This window comes from Pyrobaculum neutrophilum V24Sta (assembly GCF_000019805.1).
Classification (GTDB): Archaea; Thermoproteota; Thermoprotei; order Thermoproteales; family Thermoproteaceae; genus Pyrobaculum; species Pyrobaculum neutrophilum.
This window is the reverse complement of the sequence record NC_010525.1, coordinates 263,130-283,537: the sequence shown is the minus strand read 5'-3', so window position 1 is coordinate 283,537 and position 20,408 is coordinate 263,130. Positions and strand designations below refer to the sequence as shown.

The 20,408-nt window shown below is 62.2% G+C and carries 23 protein-coding genes; 15 read left to right on the top strand and 8 right to left on the bottom strand.

The window, feature by feature from the left end:
- Nucleotides 1-2: 2 nt before the first annotated feature.
- Genes TNEU_RS01625 through TNEU_RS01610 form a run of 4 tightly spaced genes read right to left on the bottom strand, consistent with a single transcriptional unit; the run spans nucleotide 3 to nucleotide 2,735 of the window.
- The gene (locus tag TNEU_RS01625; protein WP_012349698.1) at nucleotides 3-1,067 is read right to left on the bottom strand and encodes a radical SAM family protein; all 1,065 of its coding nucleotides are present in this window, start codon (nucleotides 1,065-1,067) and stop codon (nucleotides 3-5) included.
- A 4-nt stretch (nucleotides 1,068-1,071) separates the two neighbouring features.
- Nucleotides 1,072-1,347: a 4Fe-4S dicluster domain-containing protein gene (locus TNEU_RS01620; RefSeq protein ID WP_012349697.1), complete on the bottom strand. Its 276-nt coding sequence runs from the start codon at nucleotides 1,345-1,347 to the stop codon at nucleotides 1,072-1,074.
- On the bottom strand, nucleotides 1,347-2,267 hold the full coding sequence (locus TNEU_RS01615; protein WP_012349696.1) for a heterodisulfide reductase-related iron-sulfur binding cluster: 921 nt from the start codon (nucleotides 2,265-2,267) through the stop codon (nucleotides 1,347-1,349). Before TNEU_RS01615 ends, TNEU_RS01620 begins: the two co-directional genes overlap by 1 nt.
- A gap of 30 nt (nucleotides 2,268-2,297) precedes the next feature.
- Nucleotides 2,298-2,735 carry an SRPBCC domain-containing protein gene (locus tag TNEU_RS01610; RefSeq protein ID WP_148682270.1) on the bottom strand — a complete coding sequence of 146 codons (438 nt, stop codon included), beginning with the start codon at nucleotides 2,733-2,735 and terminating at the stop codon, nucleotides 2,298-2,300.
- Between the two features lie 448 nt (nucleotides 2,736-3,183).
- On the opposite strand from TNEU_RS01610, the gene TNEU_RS01605 reads away from it, so the two are divergent.
- The 7 genes from TNEU_RS01605 to TNEU_RS01575 all read left to right on the top strand — a co-directional run bounded on the left by TNEU_RS01605 (nucleotide 3,184) and on the right by TNEU_RS01575 (nucleotide 9,588).
- The gene (locus tag TNEU_RS01605) at nucleotides 3,184-4,776 is read left to right on the top strand and encodes a cytochrome ubiquinol oxidase subunit I (RefSeq protein ID WP_012349694.1); all 1,593 of its coding nucleotides are present in this window, start codon (nucleotides 3,184-3,186) and stop codon (nucleotides 4,774-4,776) included.
- Nucleotides 4,773-5,876: a cytochrome ubiquinol oxidase subunit I gene (locus TNEU_RS01600; protein ID WP_012349693.1), complete on the top strand. Its 1,104-nt coding sequence runs from the start codon at nucleotides 4,773-4,775 to the stop codon at nucleotides 5,874-5,876. Before TNEU_RS01605 ends, TNEU_RS01600 begins: the two co-directional genes overlap by 4 nt.
- A 26-nt stretch (nucleotides 5,877-5,902) precedes the next feature.
- Complete coding sequence (gene cimA, locus TNEU_RS01595) at nucleotides 5,903-7,537, top strand: citramalate synthase (RefSeq protein ID WP_012349692.1); 1,635 nt, start codon at nucleotides 5,903-5,905, stop codon at nucleotides 7,535-7,537.
- A complete protein-coding gene (locus tag TNEU_RS01590) occupies nucleotides 7,522-7,737 on the top strand; it encodes a hypothetical protein (RefSeq protein ID WP_012349691.1) in 216 nt (71 codons plus the stop codon). Before cimA ends, TNEU_RS01590 begins: the two co-directional genes overlap by 16 nt.
- The gene (locus TNEU_RS01585; RefSeq protein WP_012349690.1) at nucleotides 7,737-8,291 is read left to right on the top strand and encodes a PIN domain-containing protein; all 555 of its coding nucleotides are present in this window, start codon (nucleotides 7,737-7,739) and stop codon (nucleotides 8,289-8,291) included. The genes TNEU_RS01590 and TNEU_RS01585 overlap by 1 nt, the downstream gene beginning before the upstream one ends.
- Nucleotides 8,231-8,434, top strand: coding sequence for a hypothetical protein (locus TNEU_RS01580; RefSeq protein WP_012349689.1), 204 nt, complete (start codon nucleotides 8,231-8,233; stop codon nucleotides 8,432-8,434). Before TNEU_RS01585 ends, TNEU_RS01580 begins: the two co-directional genes overlap by 61 nt.
- Before the next feature lie 305 nt (nucleotides 8,435-8,739).
- Complete coding sequence (locus tag TNEU_RS01575; protein ID WP_148682269.1) at nucleotides 8,740-9,588, top strand: DMT family transporter; 849 nt, start codon at nucleotides 8,740-8,742, stop codon at nucleotides 9,586-9,588.
- 366 nt (nucleotides 9,589-9,954) lie between these two features.
- Here the strand turns inward: TNEU_RS01575 and TNEU_RS01570 are convergent, their stop codons facing one another.
- Nucleotides 9,955-10,713: a 4-phosphopantoate--beta-alanine ligase gene (locus tag TNEU_RS01570; protein WP_012349687.1), complete on the bottom strand. Its 759-nt coding sequence runs from the start codon at nucleotides 10,711-10,713 to the stop codon at nucleotides 9,955-9,957.
- Nucleotides 10,710-11,495 (bottom strand): 3-methyl-2-oxobutanoate hydroxymethyltransferase, encoded by a 786-nt coding sequence (gene panB / locus TNEU_RS01565; protein ID WP_012349686.1) that lies wholly within the window; start codon nucleotides 11,493-11,495, stop codon nucleotides 10,710-10,712. Before panB ends, TNEU_RS01570 begins: the two co-directional genes overlap by 4 nt.
- Before the next feature lie 28 nt (nucleotides 11,496-11,523).
- Here panB and TNEU_RS01560 point away from each other — a divergent pair, with 28 nt between their 5' ends.
- The 3 genes from TNEU_RS01560 (at nucleotide 11,524) to TNEU_RS01550 (ending at nucleotide 13,977) form a co-directional block, all read left to right on the top strand.
- Nucleotides 11,524-12,372 carry a ketopantoate reductase family protein gene (locus tag TNEU_RS01560; protein WP_012349685.1) on the top strand — a complete coding sequence of 283 codons (849 nt, stop codon included), beginning with the start codon at nucleotides 11,524-11,526 and terminating at the stop codon, nucleotides 12,370-12,372.
- A complete protein-coding gene (locus tag TNEU_RS01555) occupies nucleotides 12,345-13,112 on the top strand; it encodes a hypothetical protein (protein WP_012349684.1) in 768 nt (255 codons plus the stop codon). The genes TNEU_RS01560 and TNEU_RS01555 overlap by 28 nt, the downstream gene beginning before the upstream one ends.
- Nucleotides 13,113-13,701: 589 nt before the next feature.
- A complete protein-coding gene (locus tag TNEU_RS01550; RefSeq protein ID WP_012349683.1) occupies nucleotides 13,702-13,977 on the top strand; it encodes a hypothetical protein in 276 nt (91 codons plus the stop codon).
- Here TNEU_RS01550 and TNEU_RS01545 read toward each other — a convergent pair.
- Together TNEU_RS01545 and TNEU_RS01540 are read right to left on the bottom strand one after the other, a co-directional pair.
- Nucleotides 13,931-14,170 carry a TIGR00304 family membrane protein gene (locus TNEU_RS01545; protein ID WP_012349682.1) on the bottom strand — a complete coding sequence of 80 codons (240 nt, stop codon included), beginning with the start codon at nucleotides 14,168-14,170 and terminating at the stop codon, nucleotides 13,931-13,933. The genes TNEU_RS01550 and TNEU_RS01545 overlap by 47 nt on opposite strands.
- A gap of 116 nt (nucleotides 14,171-14,286) precedes the next feature.
- Nucleotides 14,287-14,895, bottom strand: a complete 609-nt coding sequence (locus TNEU_RS01540) for a molybdopterin-dependent oxidoreductase (protein ID WP_012349681.1) — start codon at nucleotides 14,893-14,895, stop codon at nucleotides 14,287-14,289.
- A gap of 38 nt (nucleotides 14,896-14,933) precedes the next feature.
- On the opposite strand from TNEU_RS01540, the gene TNEU_RS01535 reads away from it, so the two are divergent.
- The 5 genes from TNEU_RS01535 to TNEU_RS01515 all read left to right on the top strand — a co-directional run bounded on the left by TNEU_RS01535 (nucleotide 14,934) and on the right by TNEU_RS01515 (nucleotide 20,150).
- Complete coding sequence (locus tag TNEU_RS01535; protein WP_012349680.1) at nucleotides 14,934-16,094, top strand: NfeD family protein; 1,161 nt, start codon at nucleotides 14,934-14,936, stop codon at nucleotides 16,092-16,094.
- 18 nt (nucleotides 16,095-16,112) lie between these two features.
- The gene (locus tag TNEU_RS01530) at nucleotides 16,113-16,970 is read left to right on the top strand and encodes an SPFH domain-containing protein (RefSeq protein ID WP_012349679.1); all 858 of its coding nucleotides are present in this window, start codon (nucleotides 16,113-16,115) and stop codon (nucleotides 16,968-16,970) included.
- Nucleotides 16,971-16,992: 22 nt separating this feature from the next.
- A complete protein-coding gene (locus TNEU_RS01525) occupies nucleotides 16,993-18,423 on the top strand; it encodes a hypothetical protein (RefSeq protein ID WP_012349678.1) in 1,431 nt (476 codons plus the stop codon).
- A 49-nt stretch (nucleotides 18,424-18,472) separates the two neighbouring features.
- Nucleotides 18,473-19,207, top strand: coding sequence for a ZIP family metal transporter (locus tag TNEU_RS01520; RefSeq protein ID WP_012349677.1), 735 nt, complete (start codon nucleotides 18,473-18,475; stop codon nucleotides 19,205-19,207).
- A 364-nt stretch (nucleotides 19,208-19,571) separates the two neighbouring features.
- Nucleotides 19,572-20,150: a hypothetical protein gene (locus TNEU_RS01515; protein WP_012349676.1), complete on the top strand. Its 579-nt coding sequence runs from the start codon at nucleotides 19,572-19,574 to the stop codon at nucleotides 20,148-20,150.
- Nucleotides 20,151-20,408 lie beyond the last annotated feature (258 nt).

Sequence of the window (20,408 nt, the reverse complement as noted above, 5' to 3'; positions counted from 1 at the left end):
GTTTATGACTGGTGACGTGCTTTCCCCTGGCTGACCACCGGCACTCTGAGGGCTTGCTCTAGGAAGATCTTGTCTTCCCGCCTAAGCTTGACCTTAACCGCGACCCGCCGGCCGTCGAAGTGGGGGTCGGCCCCCCTGTAGCCCCTGTGCTCTAGGAAGTCTCGCACGTCTTCCACGTCTACCTCCAGGACGCCGCCGCATGGGCCCCAGCTACACAGGGCGCATTTCTGGCCGTGGGCGAGGACGTTGGAGGCGCAGGAGGCGGGGAGCACCTCGAAGCCCCACCTCCTCGCGGCCTCAGCCAGCCTCCCCTTGGGGTACCTGATTGGGATCTGCCTCCCCTCCTCCAGCCTGCGTACATACGGCGTGATGTCTACGCCGAAGGATCTGAGCCTGGCGGCTATAGCCGGCGTGGCCCGTAGCGTGCCGAAAACCACGCGCCTAATTCCTGCGTCCCACGCCAAGGCCAGAAGCCGCTCTAGGCCGCGGTCGGTGACCCCCGGCACCACAGGCCTCACGAAGAGGGTGGCCGAGCCGCCCCTCTTGACGAGCTCCCCGGCTCCTCTGATCCTCTCAACGGGCTTAGGCGCCTTCGGCTCCAGCCTCCCCTCCACGTCGGTCACGCTGATTAAGACGTCCGCCCTGTACTTGGCCAGCTCGGGGGGAGGGGGGTACTTCGTCGCCACCTGGACGGGGTTGCCTAGGTGCTCCACGAAGGCCGCGATGTAGCCGAGCGCCAGCTCCCTTGTCTCTGGGAGGAAGGGCTCTGTGACTGAGCCCACGGCTACTAGAGTGCCCAGCTCCCCCACGGCGACGTGGGGGTTCGCCGCTATGGCGTAGGCCATCTCCAGAGGCGTGAGGGGGTACGGCTTGACGGAGCCGGGGAAGCCCATGTCGTAGATGTAGCAGTAGGCGCAGGCCAGGGGGCACCCAACCCCGGTGTGGACGGTGATTCCGCAGGGCCTCGGCGGCCTCCTCGCGTGGTGGTCGCGCCTTGCTTTCCCCACGTCTTCCAGTAGAGCGGCGAGCTTCTCCAAGACGGCGGCTTTCCTCCGCCAAGCCTCCACGGCGCTACCTCAACGCCCTCTTCACCAGCTCGGCCTTGAAGCCGCGGATCACCTCCGCTATCTTTATCCCGGCGGGGCACTGCGTGTCGCACGCGCCGCAGGCTAGACAGGTCATGACAGACCTGTAGGCCTCCCCCGAGAGGAGCCCGTCGGAGTTGGCGATTATGTGCAGGCGGCCCCGGGGGCCGTAGTGCCTCATCCGGTACAGCCGGTAGGTGGGGCACACCATCTCGCAGAAGCCGCAGTGTACACACCTCGTAGCCTCCGCCCTGGGCTCCATCACTCCAGCACCTCAGCTAGGTGGTACAGCTCTATCCGCCCGCCGGAGGCCCTCCTCAGGTTTATGTAGCAGATGGGGCACTGGACCACCACCTTGTTGGACAGGCGGGAGAGGTCCCTAACCCTCGCCTCCGCTATCTTCCGCGCCACCTCCGGAAAAAGCGACTCGATAGGCCCCCCGCAGCACTGGGCCGTCTCCCTCCCAGTCACATAGGGGTCCTCCACGGGCTCGCCGGCGGCCAGCAGCTTCCTAACGGCGTCGTACCTCCCGAGAAACCTCGCGTAGAGGCACGAGTCGTGTATGGCGAACCCCCTCTGCGTGACCCCGACCGGCTTCACGAGGTCGATGTAGCTCACCACCTCCACGTCGAAGTCCACATACTGGGGGTAGACCTTCTCCAGGAGGTGGTGGGTGTGGGGGTCCACGGTGATGACCCTCCTCACCCCCCGCTCCCTGAAGTACTGCGCCACCTTTTTCGCATAGGCGGCGAAGTCGTCCACCAGCCCCAGCTCGTAGAGGAGGGCCCCCGAGTAGACCTCCCTGTCAAGGAGGCCGAACTCCACCCCGCTCCTCCTCAAGAGCCCATATATCTTCCTCACCACCGCGTCAGCCCTCTCCACCTCCTCCCTCTCCGGCTTCAGGAGGAGGCCCCCAAAGGCCCTAGCCGCAAAAGCCGCGAGGGAGCTCCTAACGCCGCCCCTCGCCGCGCCGTACTTCTCCAGGGCCTCCACGGCCTTCTCCACCACGGGAGCTAGGTGGTACATACAGGAGGTGTAGAGGACTGTGGAGCGTCCACCCCCCACCTCCAGCCCCCTCTTCCAGCCCTCGCAGATGTCCCCCTCGACGGGAAAGGGGAGCCAGCTCCTCTCGAGAGACTCCACCACGATCTCTCGGAGCTTGGAGATCCAATCGACGCTCACGTTCCGCAAGAAGAGGAGGTTTATAAATGGCTACGAGAGGACCGCCGCCAGGTTCTTAGCCGTCTCGGCGGCGATCCTCCTCAGCGCATCTCTGACGAGGGAGGGCGCGAGGGAGGCGGCGAGCCCCCTCGCACTGCCCTCGAAGCGCCACCTCACCAGCGACCCCCCGCCCCCGCCTGGCTGGACGTCCACTGCGATTTTGAAATCCGCCGTGGTCTGCATCCCCTCCGCCCTCCCCACGACGACAACACCATCTCTCCTCACCTCGGCATATCTAAACCTCGCCTTCATCTTGCCAGAAAGGTGGCCCAACCTCACGGCCGCCTCCCCCACATACTCCCCCCCTGCCTCCCTCACCTCGCCAACGCCCGGGATAAGGCGGGCCACTGCCGCCGGGTCGCTAAGGACCTTAACCACCTCCTCCGGGGGCTTGCCAACCGCGAACTCGCCCGACTCAACCACCTGCACGCCACCATGAGACGCCGGATTTATATAGATGCCCGCCGCGACGCGTGGCCGTGCGACACGCGGCTATGGAAAACAGAAAAGCCTTAGGCGACAGGGCATAGATCTCGCTAAGTCTTACCGTCTATCCAGGCCGTATTTGTCGCCACGCGTATTGAGGCCCATCGCCCACGTCCCTATCTGCGCGCAAGATGTCTCAGGCGTGGGGAGCAAAGCCAGCCTCCCGGGGTGCCCCCCACCGCCGTAGGCATACGGCATTGTTCAAGCCCTTTGCCAGCGTCCACGGAAAAGGGAGATGCCGTTTCTTGATGCCAGGATGTTCTACAACTGTTCATAAGGCACATATGCTCACTTCTGTTGTGATGAGTAGGTTGTCCAGAGTGGTGAAGACTGCCGAGTTCGCTGAACATTTTCCTGGAAAAACTTAAAAAAACCGTTCATTTCTTTATACATGCCGGATCCAAACCCGCTTCTACATGTAAGCGCGTTGGGGATATATTTCCACGGCGTGTTTATATCGCTGACTTTTGGCCTGCCGGTGGCGATCGGCATAATGCTCTGGAAGTGGTGGAGGACCGGCGACAAGGACTACTACAAGGCGGCCCGCTTGATGACCGCAGTCCTCGGCGTAAACTTCGCCCTCGGCGCCATCACGGGCACCCTTGTGGAGTTCGGGCTTGTCCAGATCTGGCCCGGCGTAAACTTGGCGATAGCCACCTTCGCCTTCGCCCCCCTAGCTCTTGAGCTTATAGCCTTCGCCAACGAGATCGCCTTCCTGGTCCTGTTTATAGTTACGCTGGGCAGGGTGAGGCCGCCGGTCAGCATGGCCATCCTCGCCCTGTATGCGGCCTTCGCCTACTTCTCCGGCGTCTTGATCACAGCTGTGAACAGCTGGATGCAGGCGCCCTGGGGCACAGGCCCCGTGGCGAAGGCGCTGTATCCCTTCATGCCGGAGTACGGCCCCACCGCCGTGGACGTGCCCAAGCTCGTGGCCGTGAAGCTCGCAGCCGTGGCCACGGGCCAGCCCATCTCGCTCATAGTTGAGAAGCCCGGCGTGGCTAAGGAGGTGGGCATAGTGCTCAAGGACCCGATGGTGGCTATGTACAGCCCATACGCCCTTGCATCGGTTTTCCACAACATCCTGGCGGCTATTTTGATAGGCATGGCAGTGGCGACGGCCGGCTGGGCCTATAGGTACTTCAAGACTGGGGACGCCAAGTACCTGAAGATTGTGAAGCCGCTCGCCGGGGCCTTCGCCGTGTTGTTCGTTATCCAGGCTCCGATCGTGGCCCACTTCATGGGCGAGATGGTGGTGGAGTACAACCCCACCAAGTTCGCGCTTATGGAGGGCGCCGAGAAGACCTTCACCGACCCCATCCTCGGCCTCATCGCCTACGGCGACCCCAACAAGCCCATCGTGGGCTTCGACCAGTTTAAACAAGCGTGCCTCAGCCACGGCAACAAGACTGTGGGCGATCTAGCCAAGGCGCTCGGCCTACCCTCGACGCTACAGTTGGCGGGCAAGTCCATCGACCTATCCGGAGTCGCCTCCGTCAAGCTGGCCGACCTGTGCCTCGCCGACGTCCAGAGGGCCGAGGCCTACATGCCGCTAATCCACACCACGTACTACACAAAGGTAGCATTCGCCATCATAGGCGGTTTGGCGGCCGCCGTCCTCTTCTTCTACTTCTACAGAGTGCCGGGCCTCTCCGCCATAGCCACAGCCATCGCCAAGTTGTTTGGAGACGAGAGGAGGAGGGTGTTTATACTGGCCCTCCTGCTGGTCCTCGGCACAGTCATCCCGGCTGTGGCTGGGTGGGCGGTGAGAGAGATCGGCCGCAAGCCATGGACGGTATACGGCCTGCTCTACCCCTCTGAGCTGGTGACGCCGGTGCCCTACGCCACAAGCCCCGGCTTCTTGGCTATTCTATACCTGGTGGTCCTGGCGGTGAACCTTGGCGGCTTGTACGCCATGTATCTGGTGGCCACTAGGGAGTACAAGTTCCTAGAACTTCTGAAGAAGGGCGCCGGGCAGAGCCCATGAACGAGGCGGTATTTGTCGGGTTCGTAGGGCTGGGGCTGTCCGTCACGCTACATATAATCTTCACCGCGATGACGCTCGGCACCGGCATAATCGCGGCTCTGTACAGGTGGATCGCGTACAAGAACAACGACGCGTGGGCCGAGCTGTTCGCCAGGAAGGCCTTCAAGGTGCTCATAGTGTCTGAGCTGTTCAGCGGCGTGTGGGGCACCATAATTACGGTCTTCCTCGCCGGCTTCTTCACCGCCGTCACCACTCTGGCTACAAACACGCTGTTTATACCCATCTCCATAGCGATAGCCTCCATAATGGTGAGGATACCCGCCATCGCCATCAGCTGGTACACATGGGGCAAGATATCCCCCAGGTCCCACTCCATCGTCATGTGGATAATGGCTCTATCCGGCTTCGGCATTCCCTTCGGCTTCCGCGCCATATTCGCCGAGATCAACCATCCACAGGCCATCGGCTACTACCTCCAGACTGGGGCAAACCCCGGCTGGATGGCCTACGGCAATCCGCTCTTCTGGACGCTCTACCTACATACGGTGGCCGCCGTCATATCAACCGGAGGCTTCGTGGTGGCCAGCCTCATGGCGCTTGAGAAGGACCCCCGCGGCGTGAAGGTCGGCCTCACATTCGGCTTCGGCCTGCTCACAGCCCAGCTCCTATTCGGGCCACTGTATTGGTATTCCCTCGGCGTCTACTCGCCGCTTCTCTACCAGGCGGTCAACTCCACCTTCCTGCCCATTTTCGCCGTGAAGCTAGCCGCCGTGGTTGCCCTACTGGCGCTGGGATACACGGCGCTTAGGGCGGCTAAGGCCGGCGCAGTCGCGCCGCATGTGAAGTTCCTCGGCCCCCTGGCCCTCTTCGTGGTGGCGCTCGGTGAGATACTCAACGACGGCGCCCGCTACCCCAACCTCGTGATCGTGGGCGACAAGGGTCTCCCCGCCGACCTCTTCGCCAACTTCTACATGGACATCCCGATGCCCGCCGTCAACGTAATACTGGCTTTTCTAGTTCTGGCGATAGTGGTGTTCACCACTGCCGCCTTCTACGCCCTATATAGGAGGTTCCTCGCCGAGGTGCCCACAGTGGAGTAACCCCCCCTTTTTCCAAAGGTTTATATATCCCACTTTTTCTCTATAGCTATGCCGGGGATTATGTAGAAGTTCTAGACACGACCCTCCGAGATGGCTCACAAGGCGCAAGCGTCTCCTTCACCCTCCAGGACAAGATAAGGGTCGCCCTTAAGCTGGACGAGCTGGGGGTGGACTATATAGAGGGCGGGTGGCCCTACTCCAACCCCAAGGACTACGACTTCTTCAAGGCTATGAGGGAGTACTCCCTCACGCGGGCGAAGCTGGCGGCCTTCGGGAGCACCAGGCGTAAAAACGTGCGGCCGAAAGACGACGAGAGCCTCAACTCCATCGTTAAGGCCGACGTGCCTGTTGCTGTCATATTCGGCAAGAGCTGGACCCTCCACGTGGAGAAGGTGCTGGAGACCACCTGGGAGGAGAACCTGTCCATGATCGCGGAGAGCGTGGAGTACCTGAGGGAGCACGGCATGGAGGTGGTGTACGACGCCGAGCACTTCTACCAGGGGTACCAGGAGGACCCCGAGGCCGCCCTCGCCTCCATAGAGGCGGCGTGGAGAGCCGGCGCCAGGGTGGTGGTCCTCGCCGACACAAACGGCGGCACCCCGCCGCATGAGGTGTACAGAATCACTGCCGAGGTGAGGAGGAGGTTCCCCGCCATGGCGCTGGGCGCCCACATGCACAACGACATCGGTTGCGCCGTGGCCAACACCCTCATGGCCGTGGCCGCCGGCGCTAGACACGTCCAGGGGACCGTCAACGGAGTCGGCGAGCGGACGGGCAACGCCGACCTCACAGCCGTCCTCCCAACGCTGGAGCTCAAGATGGGGTTTAGGGTTCTGCGGGACGAGCCGCCTCCCGTGAAGTACAGCCGCCTCAGGGAGGTGTCTAGGCTTGTCTACGAGGCGCTGGGGGCGCAGCCCAACCCCTACCAGCCGTACATAGGCGAGTTCGCCTTTGCCCACAAGGGGGGCGTCCACGCAGACGCCGTCATGAAGGTGCCGAGGGCGTATGAACACATAGACCCGGCGCTGGTGGGCAACAGGAGGGTATTCGTGGTGTCCGAGGTGGCCGGGGGCGCGAGCGTGGTGGTGAAGGCTGCCGAGGAGCTGGGGATCCCCCTGGACAAGCGGCACGACGCTGTGAGGAAGGCGCTGGAAGAGATAAAGAGGCTGGAGAGGGAGGGCTACTCCTTCGACCTAGCCCCCGCCTCCGCCCTTCTCATACTCATGAGGCACCTAGGCCTCTACAGGGAGAGGTTCAGGGTTGTGGAGTGGAGGGTGGTGACTGGGCCGGGCGAGGCGGCCTACGCCATAGTTAAGGTGTGGGTCGACGGCGAGGAGAGGCTGGAGGCGGGGGAGGGCGTGGGGCCGGTCCACGCCATTGACGTAGCCCTGAGGAGGGCCCTCACCGTGTCCTTCCCAGAGCTAAGGCCGGTGGCCCTAAGGGACTACAGGGTGGTCCTCCCCAGCTCGGTGAAGAGCACAGAGAGCATCGTCAGAGTCACCGTGGAGTTCGGCAACGGCGACAGGATATGGCGGACGGTGGGGGTCTCCAGCAACATAGTCATGGCGTCCATAAAGGCCCTCGTAGACGGCTACGACTTCGCCCTCCAGACAAAAGAATTAAAGACACGCGCGGTGGAGAACACGTGGAGGAGGCCCTAAAGGCCCTCGAGGAGGCTAGGGACCTCAGGCGGAGGCACGCGGACTGGCAGTTCATAGAGAGCCAGCCGCCTAAGCTGAGGGCGGCTCTTAAATACTACGTGGAAACCGGCGATATATACGTCGCCTCCCGAATAGCAGGCATGACGGTGGACGAGTTCAACGAGCTGAGGATCAGAGCGAGGATTCCAAGCGTCACCTAATGGAGGCCATAGCGGACGCCTCCTTCCTAATAGACTGGAGTAGGTACGGAGGCAGAGATCTGCTGTTTCGCATCTTCGACGTTGTACACATACCGGAGTCGGTCCTTAGGGAGATAAAACACCCGCCGGCCGTGGATTGGGTGGCGGAGAAGCTCGCCGAGGGGGCCCTCGCCCTCTTCACCGAGACGTCGGAGGTGGAGGCTAGGGCAAGGGAGGTCATGGCCGCCAGCAGAAGGAGGCCGCTTAAGGCGGTGGATTACCCAGAGGCGGTGTGTTTAGCCGCCGGGCTTATGTACGGCTATGTTGTGCTTACAGAGAACGGCGGCGCCTACTTTGCGCCGCAGGTATTAAACCTCAACGTCACAGTATGGCGGGCCTTCGAGGTCTTAGTCGAGGGCTGGAGAAGAGGTCTAGTGCGAGACATAGAGGAAGAGCTCAGGCGATACGAGCGGGAGACGCTACACTTATTTAGGAGGAGAGATTGGGAATATGTATGGAGTCTGAAGAAGAGGCTAGGGACCTCAGGCGGAGGCACGCGGACTGGCAGTTCATAGAGAGCCTGCCCCCGAGACTTAGAGCGGCCCTTGTGTACTACATCGAGACAGGCGACTTGAGGAGGGCGCAGCAGATAAGCGGGCTTGACCTCGACGACTTTAGAGAGCTCATGAGGAGGGCAAAAGTTCCGCTTGTCCAGTAGCCCCCTTTTCGGCTTTCGGTCTACCTGGGGGCTCCAGCGCAATCGCGACTGGGGCCGCGGGGTGCGGTTTACAACCGGCCGTGCGGACAGGCTCGGCGGCCGGCTGATCTCCAAGGCCGGTCAGTTTCTCAGCGTTTTTCTGCTCCACCACGCTTTTAAACTCGTAAGTCCCTCCGCCCATGTGCCAACAGGCCTTGGGGACTTGGCCGGTCGCCGAGCCCGTTCTCCGGATGCCTTTTCGCCCAAGGTTGCGGCTTTGGGGACGCCCCGGCGGCCCAGGGAAGGCCGGTGTAACATAGGGGGCGGTGGTGGGCAACATCGACCTCAAGGGAGTCGGCTACGGCCTTTTCTCGGTGGCGGCGTGGAGCACTAACTACCTTGTCGGCAGAGCCCTGGGGACGGCCGGCGTGGATCCCCTCGGGCTTACGCTTGTCCGCTTCGCCATAGCGACGCCGGTCCTCTTCTTGATGGCCGGCCTCCCCAGGTACAAGGGGCAGTTGAAAGATCTAGCCGTCTCAGGCTTGTTGGGAGTGGCGCTCTTCAACGCCCTCCTGTACTCCTCGCTCCACTTCATAGACGCGGCAACCGCCTCACTCTTTGTGGTCTTTTCGAGCCCCATCACATATATGGTGGGGGTCGCCCTAAGAGCCGAGAGGGCCTCGCCCGTGAGGTCTCTGGGAGTCGCGCTGTCTGTTCTAGGAGCCTATCTGATCCTGGCGCCGAGGGGGTCTGGCGAGGCGCTGGGTGCGCTCATGGCCCTCGGCTCCGCCATCTCGTGGTCTCTCTACACGCTAAGAGTTGGGAGGCTGTACAGGAGGTACAGCCCCGTGGAGGCCATGGCCTGGTCCTCCCTCCTCGGCACAGCGGCGATGGCCTTGGCGTTGCCGATAAGCAACCTAGCAATACCCCTCCAATTCGCCCCGCTGGTGGTCTACATAGCACTAGTGCCGGGGGCTCTGGCTTACGCGTCGTGGAACTCGGCGGTTAAGTCGATGGGGCCCTCCGCTGCCTACATGCTACCGCTCCTGCCCGCGATAACCAGCGCTCTGTCCTGGATAGTGCTGAAGGAGCCGCTGACGAGCCTCCAGATGGCGGGGATGGCCTTGGCGGTAGCCGGCGTCTATCTGGCAAACGCCGTCAGAAATAAACGTTAGCCGGCGCGGAAGAGGGCAGAGGGAGAAAGGCGAAGTGGCCTCTATCCCGGCGGCCGCCCTTAAATTCATAGACGCCTTTTCTCATAAACCAGCCGACGTCTGGAATTTGTTGGGGTAGGGCTGTGTGGTAAACCGGGACCCACGGCGCATCCACCAGCCCTAGGCGGCGATCTGCCGGCCGCCGTTTGTATGTCTCCCCAGAGGCTCTCACGCGTAGCGAGAGGCGGATCCGGGTTCTTTTCGTATCTCGACGCCCCCGGGGGACGGCGCCTCCCGCCCTATCGCAACCGGCGAAGGCGCGGGCGGGGCCACGTGCGGATCGGCGACCGCTGGGGCGATGGCTTGGGGCAGACTGCTGAGGGTGGCCTATAGCATCTCTGAGGCTATTTTTTCTAGTCTTGTTTTTATGTGGAGTAGGGCCTCCGCCAGCACGGCGCTGTTGTTGTATCTGGCGAGGATGTCCTGTATCTGGCTACGGTCTTTTTTGAGGTTTTCTACCGCTTCTACGAGGCGGGGGAGGGCTCTGGTGACGTTGTCCACTATAGTGATGCTGGCGGCGCGGGCTGTTCTGCTCAGGGGGTTGAGGTCTATGGCGATTACGGTCTTGCCCATCTTCCTGAGGGCCTCCGTCCTATCGCCGTCTTCTAGGGGGACGAGGACCACGTCGGCGGTGTATATGCCTCGGCAGCTTACCCTCCTCCGCTCGCTGAAGAGCTCCGGTATTGTGCAGGCGGCGTCTTCTCCCACGCCGAGGACCTCCTCGGCGCCGTGTCTCCTCAGTATCTCGGCTATCTTCTTCTCCCGCTCCCGCGTCCGGTAGAAGAGGTTGACCTCTATTAGCGCTGGGACGGCCTTGGCCAGCCGCACCACGTCGCCGGGGGCTAGGGCGGCTACGTTTCCGTTTACGCTGATTACCGGGCGCCTCGCGGCTAGGAGGGCGGCGGCGGCCGCCTCTATGGCCCTCTGGGCGAAGGGCTGGGTCTCCTCGCCGATTAGGTAATCGAAGCACTCCCCCCTCCCCTGCGCGATCAGGCCCTGGAGGGCGACGTAGCCCTCCCTGGCCCCCTCCACGATTTTCTCCCTCTCCAGTAGGGATCTGTACCGGGGATGTGTTGGGGGGATCATTCCCTGTAGTGCTCCCTCGCTGGGAAGAGGCCTTTCCTCACCTCCTCCGCGTATTTAGACACGGCCTCTCTTATCGCCGCGGCAACGTCGGCGTATTTCTTGGCGAAGCTGGGGGGCCTCTCCGTTAGGCCGACGACGTCGTGGAGCACAAGGATCTGGCCGTCGCAGTGGGGGCCGGAGCCTATGCAGATGGTTGGCACGTCGACGGCTTGAGTCACCTCCCTGGCGAGAGACGCGGGCACGAACTCTAGGACGATGGAGAAGACGCCGGCGTCTCTAAGGGCCTTCGCGTCTTCTAGTATCTTCCGCCTCTGCTCCTCGGTCTTGCCTACCATCTTGAACCCCCCTATGGTGAGAAACCTCTGGGGAGTTAGGCCGATGTGGCCCATCACGGGTATGCCAGCCTTGACCAGCCTTTCCACTATGGGGGCGTATTCGGTGCCTCCCTCCAGCTTCACCGCGTCTGCACCTGCCTTGACGAGGCGGGCGGCGTTTCTCAGTGCGTCCTCCGGCCCCGTCTCGTAGGACATGAAGGGCATGTCCGCCACGACGAGGGCCCGCGGCCTCGCCCGGGCCACCGCCTCGGTGTGTCTAACCATGTCCTCCATCGTTACTCCGAGGGTGTTGGGGAGGCCTAGGAGGACCATCCCCAGGCTGTCGCCGACTAGTATGCCGTCTACCCCCGCCTCGTCCACGGCCTTAGCCGTGGGGTAGTCGTAGGCGGTTATCCAGACGTAGGCCCCGCGGCCTTTGGCGAAGTCTAGGACGGACTTCCTGGGCATAGCTTTATTTCCCCCCTCTATATATAACGTGTTCGCCGTTGTGGGGATGGGAGCTGTGGGGAGCCTCCTGGCGTATTTCCTAAACGGGGCCGGGGTGGAGCCATACGCCGTGTCGAGAACGAGGTGCGAGAGATACGTGTTCTGCGACGGGGGTTGCCGCGAGCTGAGGGTTAGGCATGTGGGGAGGGCGCCGCCTGAGGTGAGGTACAGCCTCGTCGCCGTCAAGGGCCCTGACACAGCCGACGCGCTCAGCGCCGTCTCGGGGGTGCCGGTTCTGTTTCAAAACGGCATCGGGGGGCTGGAGCTGGCGCGGAGGATTTTCCCAAGCGCCGCGGCGGCGGTGGTCACCTACGGCGTCTACCGGGAGGGCTGTAGAGCTGAGCTGAGGGGCAGGGGGGAGATAATCCTCCCGAGGGATGCGGCGGAGGTGGGAGAGGCGCTGGCGAGGGGCGGCGCCGCGGTGCGGATAGTTGAGGACGTGGAGCCGTACCGGTGGGCTAAGCTCGTGGTGAACGCCGCGATCAACCCGGTTACAGCCGTTCTCCAGGCTCCCAACGGCGTGTTGCTGGAAAACGCCTGGGCCAGGGCGCTGGCGGAGAAGCTCGCCGGTGAGGCAGCGTCTGTGGCGGCGGCGGTGGGGTACCCGGTGGAGGGTGCATTCGACGCGGTTCTCCAGGTGGCCAGGGCCACGGCTCAGAACATCTCCTCCATGGCCCAGGACCTGGCCAGGTGTAGACCTACCGAGGTCGACTTCATAAACGGCGCCGTAGTGAAGTACGGGGGCGAGCGGGGGGTTCCAACCCCCTACAACCACGCCGTGTATGCCCTAGTCAAAGCGCTGGAGGAGAGATGCAGCTCAAGATCCCGCACCACGTAACGGGCTTCTGGCTCCCCCACTACGGCGGAAGCCCGTTGGAAACAGGCTCGCTGGGGGCTGGCCTCCTCTTGGACTATGCCGAGGTCTATCTCTCCGGCGTTGGCATTAGATATAACGACAAGTTGCTTGAGGCCGGCGTGGGGGTGGATATCAAATCGCCCTACCCCCTCGGCTACGGCTACGCTGGGTCGGCGGTGGTGAACATCGCTAAACACATCGCTACTCTTGGTCTCAGCCTTGAGGCGTTTCAAAGGGCGCATATTGCCGAGGTGGAGTCCGGGACCGGTTTGGGGGACGTTCTCGCAATATACACAGGCGGGTGTCTTGTAGTCAGAACCTCGCCTGGAGCCCCCGGCGTTGGCAAGGCATATGGATACGACTGCCCCCGCCTGTTTGCAGTGACGGTGGATCTACGTAGGGTGGAAACTGCCGCAATGTTGAGAAACCTTCGTTGGCAGTTAGAAATAGAGGGTCGGAGGGCTGTGGAGGCGATGGCAGATGGGGACTTCCAAACCTTTCTAGAGCTGGCGAGGAGATTCTCCCAAGCAGTCGGCTTCTTAACACCCCGGCTCGAGGAAGAGCTGAGGAGACTAGCGGGGGTTTTTGGTTTCTATGTAAAAAAAGGAGTTCTCGTAGTTGTGGCGGAGAGAGACTACATAACCGATGTGGCAGACGTTGTGAAGAAATATGGCGCTGTACATGTAACCGAGTTAAAGTGGCGGGCCATCTATTCCAACTAACGTAGTAGACTCACTCACGGGGGTAACCTGCGTTTACAAAGTTGTACCTGCACCGACGCTGTTGTAGACGCTCATCGATAACAAAGGTGGCCTCCGCCGCGCTTATGCCGTACCTCACCGGCGTGCTCATCCCTACCAGCGAAGCTTAGGAGGGGAGACGGGCCCTTAAGCTTAAAAAACGGTGGTTGAGAGCCCTACGTGATGTGAAGCGGCTGCAGGCTGAGCTATGGCGAAGATGGGAAGAGCTGATCCTCCGCCGGGCGCTCTGACCATATATCTAGCCAAGGCGTTAAAACGTCGAGGCTAATCCCCCGCCTGTTGCCCTGGCTCTCTGACGTAGGCTTCTTTTATCCGCCCGCCGCCCTTTTAGCACGATGCTCCGCCTCTCATCTCCAGCTCTGGACTAGACGCCGCTTCGCCGGGGGGCACTCCACCTCATCTCCTCTAACCGAGACGTCGTAGTTGCCAAGTTGCCTGATCCAGGGGGCACCAGCGCACCGAGGCCCCTTCCTAAGAAGTTTTCCCCGCTTGTGTGCAGAGGTATACCCGTAGCCTAGTTAAGTTTTTATTTCTACGCTGTGTGAAAGGTGTGAGGTTGCTTGCCGTTGGGCTGGCTTTGGTCTTCGCAGGTTTTACACTGCTGTTGTTGGCTCCTCTGCTCTCTATGGGGTGGCCTAGCCGCGTGGAGGCGGCGGGCGCCGCCTGCGTGGTTTTGTTCTTTGTGCCGTTTTGCTTCGGCACGGGTCCACCCGAGGTGCTGGCGGTGGCGGTGGTGGCGTCTGTGGCGCTGGCGGCGGGCGCCGCCTTGTTTATGTGGCTTACCGCCAGAGAGGTAGCAAGAAGAGGAGAAGGGCAAGGAGGGTGAGAACTACGGCGAGAACCATTGTTATAGCGGCGGCGCGCTGGCTTGTGCCAAAGACGATGGGGACAGGGCCCACGATGATGACTCCGCCGGCCTCGGCTCTCCTGGCCTCCTCTTTGGCAACTCTCAGCGTTGCCAGTATGATCAGTATAAAGCCAAGGAAGATGAGCAAAAGCCCCAAAACCACAATCTCCATCACGCATAACCACAGCGCCCGGCTATATAAATCTTAGCCAATGAGGAGATATATACCACGTGGAAAACTTCGCCTATGATGACTTCGGCAGGAGCGGAGGTTGAAGAGACTTAGCCCTAGCTGATCGAAACCCTCCTCCCCCGCATTACCGGCCTGCCGAAGTCGAACCTCTCCTCCCGCCAGGGGTCTGCGTTGAGGGAGTAGCCCTGCATCTCCCAGTAGCCCGGGACGGGCTCGGTCAGGACCTCCACCGCGGCGAAGTACTTCACGGATTTCCAGGCGTAGCGCGTGGGCACCACGAGGCGCGCCGGGGCGCCGTGTTTCTTGGGGAGGGGCTCCCCGTTGAGCGCCCAGGCGACTATCGTGGTCTCCTCCATCAAGGCGTCGAGGGGGAGCGAGGCGGAGTAGCCGTCCGCCCCCCAGGCGAGGGCGTACTGGCCGTAGGGCCTCGCCTCCTCTAGAAGAGGCTTCAGCGGCGCCCCGCGCCACCTCACCGACTCGATGGACCAGCCGGTGACGCAGTGGAAGGGGGCCACCAGCTCTACGCAGTTTTCCATGAGCTTTGTGAGGGGGACCTCCAGAGGCTTCTCCACCGCGCCGTATATCCTAATGACGTGCTTCTCCGGCGGGATGTCCGGCGGGTCGAAGACGTCGTACACCACGAACCTCCTTGCGCGCGTCTGGTTGGGCGGCCAGGGGAGGTCCAGCCTTATCTCCTTGCACATGTCTCTTCCGAAATGTATTTTTATGAGGTGTATATCACGTGAGGGCGCTGCTCGCGCTCGTCCTCCTAGCCGCCGCGGCCTACGCCATGCAGGCGGTGGTGGTTAAGCTAGACGGCACTATAGACGGAACAGCCGTAACGCTGGTGGAGCGGGGGCTGGAGGCGGCGGAGGCAAGAGGCCTCCCCCTCGTCTTGGTGATAGACACCCCCGGCGGCTTCCTCCTACCCATGGAGAAGATCGTCAAGCTGGTTGAGTCCGCCAGGGTGCCCGTCTACGCCTATGTGCCAGACGCCGCGAGGGCCGCCTCGGCGGGGGCCTTCATAGCGCTGGCGGCGGAGAGGCTCTACATGGCCCCCACCGCCGTGATAGGCGCGGCGCAGCCCAGGCCCCCCGACCCAAAGGTGGTGAACTACGCCGCGGCTAAGATGAGGGCTCTTGCGGCTAGGAGGTGGAACGACACCAGGGTGCAGCTGGCCGAGTCCTTCGTAACGGAAAACAAGGCGCTTACCGGCGCCGAGGCGGTGGCCGCGGGCATCGCCGAGCCGCCGCCCCCCATCGAGCCCGCCGCCGTGGTTGAGCGGGACCCGCTCCTGAGGCTCCTCAACGCCCTGTCAGACCCGGCGTTGCTCGTGGCTATGCTGATAGCCGGAGCCGCGCTGATCCTCTACGAGGTGGCCACCTCCGGCTTCCAGGGCCTGGGGGTGATCGGCGGAGTCGCCGTGGTCTCCGCCCTATATCTCCTCGGCGAGTTGGGCATCTCCTGGCTTGCCGCCGCCCTGGCCCTAGCCGCGGCCGTCCTCATAATCGCAGAGGCCCACCTAGGCCACGGAGCCGCCGCCTTGGCCGGCGCGGCGCTGGGCGCCGCCGCGGTGGTCGCCGCCTACTGGGGGCAGCCCTACGTTGGGCTCTCGGCGCTTGGGGCAACCGCCGCCGGCCTCTCCATAGCCGCGGGGATCGCGCTTGCCTACGTCGCATGGAGGGTGAGGAGGAGCCTCTCCAGAAGGCCCCAGTCGCTTAGAGACGTGGTGGGGGCGAGGGGCGTGGCGAAGACCGCCCTGGGCCCCGGCAGGAGGGGGGTAGTCTACGCCGCCGGCGAGGACTGGACCGCCGAGTCTGTGGAGGGGGAGGTCCAGCCGGGGGAGGAGGTGGAGGTGGTGGACGTGGAGGGCCTCGTGTTGAAGGTGAAAAAGGTTAAATAGCGGTGGGCGGGCCGGGGTATGTATCTCCAGATCGTGGAGCTCGTCGCCGCGTTGCTCCTCGTCGCCGTCGTGGTGGCGCTTCTGGCCTCTTCCATCAGGATCGTGCCTGAGTTCCAGAGGCTGGTGGTCCTTAGGCTGGGGAGGCTCGTGGGGATCAGGGGGCCCGGCCTCGTCTTCCTCATCCCGGTGATAGACCGAGGCATCCCGATCGACCTCAGGGAGAGGGTCATAGAGGTCAGCAAGCAGACCTGCATCACCAAGGACAACGCCCCCGTCGACATAGACCTCCTGATCTACCTCAAGGTGGTGGAGCCCGAGAAGGTGGTCACCACCGTGGAGAACTTCATAGCGGCCGCCACGGGCATAGCCACCACCACCCTCAGAGCTGTGGTGGGGGACATAGAGCTGGACGAGGTCTTGGCCAAGAGGGAGTACATAAACTCGGTCCTCAGATCGAAGCTGGACGAGGTGACGGCGAGGTGGGGCGTGAAGGTGACGGCGGTGGAGATAAGGGAGATCACCCCGCCCATCGACGTCCAGAGCGCAATGGTGAAGCAGATAGCCGCCGAGAGGGAGAGGAGGGCCATGATAGCCCAGGCAGACGGCGAGAAGCAAGCCGCCATATTGAAGGCCGAGGGCCAGAAGCAGGCGGCGATACTGCAGGCGGAGGGCGAGCGCCAGGCCGCAATACTGAGGGCCGAGGGGCAGGCCAAGGCTCTGGACTACATAAACGAGGCCGCCTCCAAGCTGGGCCAAAACGCCCTCCTGCTCCAGTACATCGATGCGCTGAAGGCCATCGCCTCCTCCCCATCCACAAAAATCGTCGTCCCCCTGGAGCTGCTCACCGCCATTCAGAAGATCATAAAGGGGGAATAACTTTTTAAAACTTTTTTTGCACATGCAACGTTGGGCTTATCTACTGGCCGCCGCCTTGGCGGCCGTCCCCTTCGCCGCATGGCTGATCTCGGTGATCCAGTGGGACAGCCCGCCTCTTGAGTACAGGCCTACGGTCAGCCGCGAAGACGGCCGCATAAACATCGGCATCACGCCGGTCTACCAGAGGTACGTAGACAAACCGGGCGGCCCATACATAGTGGTAATTCTAGACGGCCCGACGCCCACCAGCGTGCAGGTCTGGGCGAAGGGTCCTAACGTCGGGAAGATACAGCTCTACGACGTTGAAGTCAGCGGCAACGTGGTAAGAATCCCGCTACGCGGCCAGTTCAAGAGGGTCCTAGACGACTGGAGAAACGCCACAGACGTGGAGGTGCCCATCGAGATAGACCTGTGGTACGCCGACGCCTGGGGCTTCGCCGTTGCCCACGTGGCGCCGGGACACGTGGCGAAGCTCACCAGAGGCGAATGGCAGATAAAGACCAAGCCGAGGATAGTGGAGTGGCCGAAGACAGAGCCCCCGCCCCCCAGCCGGGCTGAAGCGGGGAAGTCGTTTCAGCGACCCCAACCCCTCGACGTAGACTGCCGCTACGAGTGGCGCTACAACACAACGATATTTGACACAGAGAGAGACTACGGCGGCAGAATCCCGCTAATCCTCTTCATAAACTCCAACCCCTACTCGGGGGCAGCAGGCCTGTCCTCCACCATCACGCTAATCGACAGGGTGTGGACAGCCTTTGGGGTTGTCCTGGGCTGGGAAGTGGGGGGCGTCGGAATCACCGGCCCTCAGTGGGAGGTTATCCAGTGGGACGTCAAGTACAACAGCACCAGTATAGGTATAGGACCTCTAATGCTATACCCCGAGGAGAAGGCGTTGGGTGGGACGTACGGCAGGCTGATAATTGCTAAGTATGACGAGTACCAAGTCTGCTACGACCGGGGGGTGAAGGTAGGCGAGAGCAAGACGGGTAGAGTTAAGTTCCAAAGCGATGTTTTGTACATAAGAGGTGGGTCTTGGATATCGACGGACGTGCCGGCTGAGGTGATCACCGCTGTGTATAACAACTTCACTGATGTTGTCTCCGCCGCGGCCTACCCAGGTCAGCAGCTGGATCTGAGCGTTCAGCTAGCTGGCTACTACTCCAGTAGTTGCTCCGGCGAGGCTTCTGTGGGCTTGCCGGTCGGCGTAATCGCCAAGGCGCTCCTAAGGGCGCGGGTACATCCAGCGCTCATCTTGCTACCGGTGTCTGTAAGCGCCGACTTTAAGCAGTTCCAGGGCGTTGAGCTAAAGGCCCAGTATGCCAACTTGGGGAGGTTTAACAACCGCGGCTACGACGTGGCGGAGTACGTGGTGGTGAAGGGGGCAAAGACGCCGGTGTACGTGGGCAGTTGCAGAGTTAATCTGCCGTTCCTAATCGTAGACTCGAGGTAGCCTTTTTTAGCCTGGGCTAAAGCTTTAATCTGGGTTTCGACCAATCTCTGTGGAGGTGCTGTTTAACAGCTTGTTTATCGCCTTGATGACGGCCGTGGGGGCTCTTGTGGGCCTCTTTGGCTACTGGGCCAGGGGCTGGTGGATAGACGTGGGGCTGGCCTACACGGGCGGGGTTATGCTGGTGGCCAGCTTCACCAGCCTCCTCATACCTGCCTCTGAGCTGGGGAGCTTCGCGGAGGTGGCTTTGGGCTTCGCCGCTGGCGCAGGCGCGGTCTTCCTAATGGATAGGCTTCTCCCCCACGAGCACCTCGTGATGGGGTACGAAGGCCCTCCGCAGCTGAGGGGGAGGCTGAAGACGGCGTGGCTTATAGCCCTGGCTATAATCATCCACAACATCCCCGAGGGCATGGCAGTCGGCGCGGCCACGGCCTACGACCCCGCCCTCGGCCTCCTCACAGCTCTGGCAATAGGCGTCCAAGACCTCCCCGAGGGAGCCGCCGTCACCCTCCCACTCGCCGCCGTCTACAGGAGGAGGGCCGCGCCCCTAGCCATCGGCATCCTCAGCGGCCTGCTGGAGGGCGCCGTCGCCGCCGCCACGGCCCTGGCGCTGGAGGGCACGAGGTGGGCCCTCCCCGCCGCCATGTCCCTCGCCGCCGGCGCGATGATATACGTAACCACCGCCGAGCTCTTCCCCGAGATCTACCGCGGAGACGACAAACTAAAGCCAACCCTAGGCTTCCTCCTAGGCTTCTACACCATGCTATATCTAGACACCCTAAAATAGCCGCCTACCCCCAGGCGGCCACCGCTGACGTTTCTGAACCACACCTCCTCCCCGTCCACGCCTTCACGGCGCCTAGGACGCCTCCGGCGCGGGGCCGTCGGGCCTGACGCCACGCGGCCTCTCCCCAGAGCCAGCCTCTGTTCGCGGCCGCGGATACGTCCCACCTGTCCAGAGCTTTGACAGCGCAAACAGCAAGCCTCGCCCTTTAGGGCGGGGAGGGGGTCGAGGAGAGACCCAGGCGGGCCCGCACCTCTCTCAGAGGGATTAGGGCACAAAACGTAAAAAACATAGCCAAAACACTAAGTAAAAAAAATAGTGGGTTTTTCATCCAACTGTGCTCAAGCCAACACGTGAAGGTGGTAGTATGAGGCTGGGCGTCGTGTTGGGTTTGGCCATTGCGCTGGCTGTGGCTGTGGTGCTTGTGGTGTCTTCTGCTGTTCAGCCTCCGGCTAATGAGGAAGTGAGTGTGCTCCGCCTCTTTATATCGCCGGAGAACGGGTCTGCGGTGGGTAGGTGGGAGCTCTGCGGCGTGAGGATATACGGCAGAGGGGCCTTCTACAAGGCGGGGGAGGTGATACAGACGCCCCTCAAGGACATCCCAGATCTCCCGGCCAGGGCGAGGGAGCAGATTAAAAGATGGGAGCCGTCTGAAGGGTGGGAGCCGTTCGGGAAAGCCGAGGTGGATACCTATGTCTATGACTTCTACCTCGACATAAGAGAAGGCCCGGTGATTCAAGGTGTGGAAATTCGCGAAATGAACATAAGCTACATAGGCAGTCCGACGGAGCCTTATCCCGTCGCCGCCGGTGGGAGGGTACGCTGGATGGTAGACGTAAAGGCGGTCACCTCAAGAAATGCCACTGTGTTCTTCATCTGCGGCAGCGATAAAGAGCAGGTGGCCAAAAAAGCCCAAGAGATCCATTCACTACTCGCGCGGAAATAACCCCCCTTTTCCCCCTGTTTTTGTCTTATCAGTCTCTGGTGGCTTTGCGCGGTTGACGTTTTGCGCGGCGCGTCTGCCGAAGGTAGCGCCGGCTGTCTGCTAGGCGCCGCGGGGTCGGCGAACGGCCGGCCGACTCGCCGGAGGAGGCGGTCCGCCGGCGCGCTGGCGGATCTACTCTCCACTAATGCAGACGACCGCCTAGACGGGGCTACCTGGGTCTCGCCGGTTGCGCTTCTCCGGTTGATGGACAACGCGGCG

Bases quoted from the DNA above. Each gene is read 5' to 3' on its own strand.
- TNEU_RS01620 (WP_012349697.1), bottom strand. From the start codon at position 1,347: ATGGAGCCCAGGGCGGAGGCTACGAGGTGTGTACACTGCGGCTTCTGC.
- TNEU_RS01605 (WP_012349694.1), top strand. From the start codon at position 3,184: ATGCCGGATCCAAACCCGCTTCTACATGTAAGCGCGTTGGGGATATAT.
- TNEU_RS01600 (WP_012349693.1), top strand. From the start codon at position 4,773: ATGAACGAGGCGGTATTTGTCGGGTTCGTAGGGCTGGGGCTGTCCGTC.
- TNEU_RS01585 (WP_012349690.1), top strand. From the start codon at position 7,737: ATGGAGGCCATAGCGGACGCCTCCTTCCTAATAGACTGGAGTAGGTAC.
- TNEU_RS01580 (WP_012349689.1), top strand. From the start codon at position 8,231: ATGGAGTCTGAAGAAGAGGCTAGGGACCTCAGGCGGAGGCACGCGGAC.
- TNEU_RS01570 (WP_012349687.1), bottom strand. From the start codon at position 10,713: ATGATCCCCCCAACACATCCCCGGTACAGATCCCTACTGGAGAGGGAG.
- panB (WP_012349686.1), bottom strand. From the start codon at position 11,495: ATGCCCAGGAAGTCCGTCCTAGACTTCGCCAAAGGCCGCGGGGCCTAC.
- TNEU_RS01555 (WP_012349684.1), top strand. From the start codon at position 12,345: ATGCAGCTCAAGATCCCGCACCACGTAACGGGCTTCTGGCTCCCCCAC.
- TNEU_RS01545 (WP_012349682.1), bottom strand. From the start codon at position 14,170: ATGGAGATTGTGGTTTTGGGGCTTTTGCTCATCTTCCTTGGCTTTATA.
- TNEU_RS01540 (WP_012349681.1), bottom strand. From the start codon at position 14,895: ATGTGCAAGGAGATAAGGCTGGACCTCCCCTGGCCGCCCAACCAGACG.
- TNEU_RS01530 (WP_012349679.1), top strand. From the start codon at position 16,113: ATGTATCTCCAGATCGTGGAGCTCGTCGCCGCGTTGCTCCTCGTCGCC.
- TNEU_RS01525 (WP_012349678.1), top strand. From the start codon at position 16,993: ATGCAACGTTGGGCTTATCTACTGGCCGCCGCCTTGGCGGCCGTCCCC.
- TNEU_RS01515 (WP_012349676.1), top strand. From the start codon at position 19,572: ATGAGGCTGGGCGTCGTGTTGGGTTTGGCCATTGCGCTGGCTGTGGCT.